Origin of the sequence: Flavobacterium sp. (assembly GCF_043779715.1) — a bacterium.
Classification (GTDB): Bacteria; Bacteroidota; Bacteroidia; order Flavobacteriales; family Flavobacteriaceae; genus Flavobacterium.
Genome location: NZ_JAYWDT010000215.1, coordinates 1 through 6,281 on the forward strand (window position 1 = coordinate 1; position 6,281 = coordinate 6,281).

Annotated in this window: 5 protein-coding genes; 3 read left to right on the top strand and 2 right to left on the bottom strand. The window is 33.1% G+C overall.

From position 1 onward, the window contains the following. The first annotated feature begins 95 nt into the window (after positions 1-95). Together ACH2BG_RS10435 and ACH2BG_RS10440 are read left to right on the top strand one after the other, a co-directional pair. Complete coding sequence (locus tag ACH2BG_RS10435; RefSeq protein ID WP_395047633.1) at positions 96-1,070, top strand: polyprenyl synthetase family protein; 975 nt, start codon at positions 96-98, stop codon at positions 1,068-1,070. A gap of 79 nt (positions 1,071-1,149) precedes the next feature. Beyond that, positions 1,150-1,503 carry a hypothetical protein gene (locus tag ACH2BG_RS10440; RefSeq protein WP_395047634.1) on the top strand — a complete coding sequence of 118 codons (354 nt, stop codon included), beginning with the start codon at positions 1,150-1,152 and terminating at the stop codon, positions 1,501-1,503. A gap of 87 nt (positions 1,504-1,590) precedes the next feature. Here the strand turns inward: ACH2BG_RS10440 and ACH2BG_RS10445 are convergent, their stop codons facing one another. Beyond that, positions 1,591-2,925, bottom strand: coding sequence for an alkaline phosphatase D family protein (locus tag ACH2BG_RS10445; RefSeq protein ID WP_395047635.1), 1,335 nt, complete (start codon positions 2,923-2,925; stop codon positions 1,591-1,593). A gap of 78 nt (positions 2,926-3,003) precedes the next feature. After that, the gene (locus ACH2BG_RS10450; protein ID WP_395047637.1) at positions 3,004-3,576 is read right to left on the bottom strand and encodes a hypothetical protein; all 573 of its coding nucleotides are present in this window, start codon (positions 3,574-3,576) and stop codon (positions 3,004-3,006) included. Positions 3,577-3,660: 84 nt separating this feature from the next. Between ACH2BG_RS10450 and ACH2BG_RS10455 the strand changes: the two genes are divergently transcribed. After that, positions 3,661-6,281: 2-oxoglutarate dehydrogenase E1 component (locus tag ACH2BG_RS10455; protein ID WP_395047636.1), on the top strand; the 2,621-nt coding region annotated here is incomplete at its 3' end.

Below are 6,281 nucleotides of genomic sequence, written 5' to 3' on the forward strand. Positions count from 1 at the left end.
CTATAATAGTTTCCAAAGTATTTACATAAATTTAACATTTCATTATATTTTGCTGTTGTGACAGAATTAAAGTATTTTAGCAAAAAATTTAAAGCATGCATTCTATTTCGCATTATCAAGAACTTATTTCAGATTATTTTTCGGAATTGCATTTAACTAAAGAGCCTAAAAATCTTTACAAACCAATTGAATATATTTTGTCTATTGGCGGAAAAAGAATGCGCCCCATATTAACATTAATGTCAACCGAAATTTTTGATGTAGATTGTCAGAAAGCATTAGCAGCAGCCACAGCTATTGAAGTTTTTCATAATTTTTCGCTAGTTCACGATGATATTATGGACGATGCACCATTGCGTCGTGGTAACGAAACTGTTCATGAAAAATGGAATATTAATACCGGAATTTTGTCGGGCGATGCGATGCTAATTTTAGCTTATCAGCATTTCGAAGAATACGAACCAATTATTTTTCGTGATTTAGCAAAATTATTTAGCAAAACCGCTCTCGAAGTTTGCGAAGGGCAACAATATGATGTCGATTTCGAAACTCGTGACGATGTTACTATACCGGAATACTTGAAAATGATCGAATATAAAACCGCGGTTTTAGTTGGTGCCGCCATGAAAATGGGCGCTATTGTAGCCAAAACTTCTGATGAAAATGCCAATCTGATTTATGATTTCGGATTAAATTTAGGTATTGCTTTCCAGTTGCAAGATGATTATTTAGATGCTTTTGGCGATCCAGAAACCTTCGGAAAACAAGTAGGCGGCGATATTATCGAAAACAAAAAGACTTATTTGTACCTCAAAGCAATAGAATTTGCTCAAACCGAAGAAAAAGAACAATTGTTGCATTTGTTTTCTATTCAACCTACAGATAATACAGATAAAATAGCTTCTGTAAAAGAAATTTTTAACCAGACAAAAGCATCGGAAGCAACGCAAAAAGCTATTCAAGATTATACATTTAAAGCTTTTGAAACTTTAGAAAAAATGAATATTTCTAACGAAAAAAAGCAAATGTTAAGAAATTTTGGCGAAAATTTAATGAGTAGAAATGTGTAAAAAAATCAATCGAAATTTCAAAAATCAATGTCAATATTTGAACGTTGTAATTGATTTTTGATATTGAAATTAAAAAAAAATGAATTTTATTTCTCCAAATACGACCGATTTATTACTTTCTGAAGCAGCAAGCGAGAATTTGTATCTAAAATTGATTGAACAAATTAACAAAGATTTCAATTTAGCCAACGAAGCGATAGATCTCCCGATGAGCACTTCTCCCGAAGAACTCAAGATTCAGTTACACGAAAAAATATATCGATTAATACAATACAAATTTGCCGAATACCTCAACTTACTATATATTATTGATGTTCCCGAAGACCAAATTAAAAAACTAGATGGTTCGGATATTTCGGAATTGGCAAAACAGGTTTCTTTTTTAATTTTAAAGCGTGAGTGGATGAAGGTTTGGTTTCGAAATAGGTATTAAAATACCGCTATTAATTCATAGTTTGTTTAAAACTGGTGAATTAATAGCGTAAAAATAAATTTAATGTTTTTATGAAGTAATAAAAATTTATTCCAATTCCTTCTTCAAAACTATTTTATTCCATAATTCTTTTCCTTCTTTGTCAAATAAAGTCATTTTCATTTGACGATTTTCTTTATTGCCAGAAAAAGATAATGTTCCAAAAGCATGTTCAGCAAATAAGCTACCACCAACTCTGTTTTTATTAGCTTCCTTTGCAAGTTTTTCTATATTTCCGTGTCCCGCAGTTAAGGGAGAAACAGTCCAATCCATTAAAGAATAAGTGTTTTCCCTTGATTGCGCTGATAACTCTGTATGATGCCTATCGCCCGAAATAAATAGGACTCCATTAATTTTATTATCTACAATTTCTTTTAAAAGTTTGGATTTTTCATCGGCATAATTACTATAATTTTCATAAACCTCTGCTGTATTAAGTACTTGTCCTCCAACAACAATAATTTTAAAAGATGCTTTAGAAGTTATTAAGTTATCAATTAACCATTCTAATTGATTCTCTCCCAAGAGATCTCTTTTTCCAGTTTTTCTATCATTTGGCGTTTTAAAAAAACGATTGTCCAGCAAAAAGAACTGAGCATCTCCCCAGTTAAAAGTTGAATAAATTCCTTGATTTTGGCTATCGTCCATCCCGTAACTTTTGTTTGCCCAAAAGTTTTTAAATGCTTTCTGAGTTAAATGTTTATTATAAAACCCCCGGTCACCATCGTTTGGACCAAAATCGTGATCGTCCCAAATGGCAAAATTTTGAGTTTTAGCTAAAAGAGGCTGCATTTCTTTTATTGTACGCGAATGTGTATATCGGTGATTTATTCCTGTTTGACTGTCCCAATCTGCTTCGCGTAAATAAATATTATCGCCCCCCCAAAGCATAATATCAGGATTCTTGCCGTTTATGCTTTCAAAAATCCCATAATTACTTCCGTAACCTTTTCCGGGTCTGTCTAGTTCTGGCTCATTAACGTACGCACAACTTCCAAGTGCAACTGTAAAATCTGGCGCGTCTTCACGCCATTGCCATAATTTTTTTGAAGAAAAAGAAGTTTCGTAAGGAAAGATAATTTTTTTATTGTCTACAAAAACATTGTATTTGTATTTTTTACTTGGCTGAAGTTTGTCTAAAATAATATGATAAGTAAAACCATTTTCTTTTGTAGTAGAATAAATCCCAGAAGCAAAAATTTCTTTCGGATTATCAATAGAAAAATATTCAACTTTTACAGGAACATTTTTAGTAGTTTGAAGCCAAATTACAGCTTCTTTCATTTCACAATAACCAACCATTGGACCAGATTGAATAATTGTGTTTTGGGAAAAACCAAAAGAATAAATGACACACATAAATAGGTAAATACTATTTTTCATTTTAATAAATTTAAAAAATTTTAGGGCAAATAAACAAAATGAATGTTTAAAATTACGTTTATAACCGTTAATTAATCATTAAAAGAAAACTCTAATAAACGGCATAAAAGCATTGCTGTACACATTGTCATTTTCTCGATACAGGACATTATAACGCGCACCAATAGTCACATTATTGCTTCTATATCCTACGCCAAGAAACAATCCTGTGTTCCAAAAATGTCTGGAAGGAATCTGAAAAAATGATTCGAAGCTAGTGTTTACTTTAAGTTGTTCCAACTCTACCGAAAGCTGAATTTGTGGTATTGGATTAACTAATCCTATCAAGCTTCCGCCGTAAATAAACGAATTATAATTATTTTTTACAGAAACATAACTTCCTTGTAACCCAACGCCCAAAGAAAGATAATCATTTACGTTATAAATCGCGCTTGGAGCAATGGTAATATCTGTAAAACCACCACCTACGTTCAGTCCCAAACCACCACCGATTTGCACTTTTTTCCAAAACTCACTTTTTTTCTTAACGCTAGTAGAATCCTGAGAAAATCCGCTTAAACTAAAAGCAAATAAGATTAAAAACAAATAACTTTTTGAGGTTTTTTTAAGATTTTTTAAAACCATAATATAAATGTCTAAATTATTCCCCATAAAAGTATAAAAAAACAGAATGTATTTGTTGCAAATGTTATATTTTTGCAACATATTTAATATAATGTTCATTTAACAAATAATATGGATAGGTTTTCATTTTTAAACGCAGCTCACACCGAATTTTTTGCACAATTATACGACCAATATCTCGAAAATCCAGATGGCGTAGAGCCTTCTTGGAGAAGTTTCTTTCAAGGTTTCGATTTTGGAATGACAACTTACAACGAAGAAAATGCTGTAAATCAGATGTCAAATATCGCTACGACGAATGTTGATAACGGTCAAGTTTCAGACAAAATTCTCAAAGAATTTAATGTATTGAAACTGATAGATGGTTATAGGACTCGTGGGCATTTGTTTACCGAAACCAATCCAGTTCGTGAGAGAAGAAACTATTTTCCAACATTAGAATTATCAGATTTTGGTCTTTCTGATGCCGATTTGAATACTGTTTTCGATGCAGCAAAAATCCTCGGACACCAACCATCAACTTTACAAGAAATAATTGTTCATCTCAAAAATGTGTACTGCCAACATATTGGTATCGAATACATGTATATGAGAAATCCAGAAGTGATTCAATGGATTCAAAACAAATTAAACATAAACGACAATCAGCCTAATTTTGATGATAATCAGAAGAAAATTATCCTCGAAAAACTAAACGAAGCTGTTTCGTTCGAAAACTTTTTACATACCAAATATGTAGGTCAAAAACGTTTTTCATTAGAAGGCGGAGAAACCATAATTGCAGGTTTAGATGCACTTATTGAAGCAGCTGCCGACAAAGGCGTCGAAAAATTTGTAATGGGAATGGCACATCGTGGTCGTTTGAATGTTTTAGCCAATATTTTCAGAAAATCTACTCAAGATATTTTCTCGGAATTTGACGGAAAAGATTACGATCAAGAATATTTTGATGGCGATGTAAAATACCATTTGGGATTAACTTCTGATAGAAAAACACGTTCTGGAAAGAACATTAATATCAATTTAGCACCAAATCCTTCGCATTTAGAAACCGTAGGAGCGGTTATCGAGGGAATTACTCGTGCCAAACAAGATAAATATTTTCCTAACGATTTCTCAAAAGTATTGCCAATTGCCGTTCACGGTGATGCCGCAATTGCAGGACAAGGAATCTTGTACGAAATTATCCAAATGGCACAACTAGACGGTTACAAAACTGGCGGAACGATTCATATTGTTATCAATAATCAAGTGGGGTTTACAACCAATTATCTTGATGCACGTTCTTCTACATATTGTACCGATGTTGCAAAAGTTACGTTATCACCAGTATTACATGTAAATGCTGATGATGCCGAAGCTGTTGTACATGCCATGCTTTTTGCTTTAGATTTCAGAATGCAATTTGGTCGTGACGTTTTTATCGATTTATTAGGATACAGAAAATACGGCCATAATGAAGGCGACGAACCTCGTTTTACCCAACCATTATTATACAAAATCATTGCAAAACACAAAAATCCACGTGATATTTATGCTGAGAAATTATTGGCACAAAACATTATCGATGGTAATTTCGTAAAAGAATTAGAAACAATATACAAGCAAGATTTAGATGACAATTTAGAAGCTTCTCGCAAGAAATCATTGACAGTAATTACACCATTTATGCAAAATGAATGGGTTGGATTCAATCAAGTTTCTGATGATGTAATGCTTCAAAAAGTAGATACTACATTTGATAAAAAAACTTTAGATTCGATAATAGAAACTGTTTCAACATTGCCATCGGACAAGAAATTTATTAGTAAAATTTCTAAAATTGTCAACGATAGAAAAACAATGTATAACAACAATACTATCGATTGGGGAACTGCCGAAACATTGGCTTACGGTTCGCTTCTAACGGAAGGTTACGATGTTCGTATTTCTGGACAAGATGTAGAAAGAGGAACGTTTTCGCACCGTCACGCTGTTGTAAAAGTAGAAGACAGTGAAGAAGAAGTAGTTTTATTAAACGACATTAAAGGGAAAAAAGGAAATTTCAATATTTTCAATTCACACCTTTCAGAATACGGAGTTTTAGGATTCGATTATGGTTATGCATTAGCAAATCCGAATGCTTTGACGATTTGGGAAGCACAATTTGGTGATTTCAGTAATGGAGCCCAAATTATGATAGACCAATACATTTCTTGTGGCGAAGACAAATGGAACAACCAAAACGGAATTGTAATGTTGTTGCCTCACGGATACGAAGGTCAAGGAGCAGAGCACTCGTCAGGAAGAATGGAACGTTACTTACAACTTTGCGCACGCCACAATATGGTCGTTGCCGATTGTACTACACCAGCTAATTTCTTCCACTTATTGAGAAGACAAATGTTGACTAAATATCGTAAACCATTAGTTGTTTTCACACCGAAAAGTTTACTTCGTGATCCGAGATGTGTTTCTACACAAGACGAAATCGCAAATGGTCAGTTTCAAGAAACAATAGACGATATTTCGGTAAATAAAGCTGAGATAAAAACATTGGTTTTCTGTACAGGAAAATTCTATTACGATATTACTGCCGAAAGAGAAATCAACGGAAGAAAAGATGTTGCCGTAGTAAGGATCGAACAAATGTTTCCATTACCAATCGAGCAATTAAAAGCAATTGTAGCAAGTTATCCAAACGCAGATGATTATGTTTGGGCACAAGAAGAGCCTAAAAACATGGGAGCTTA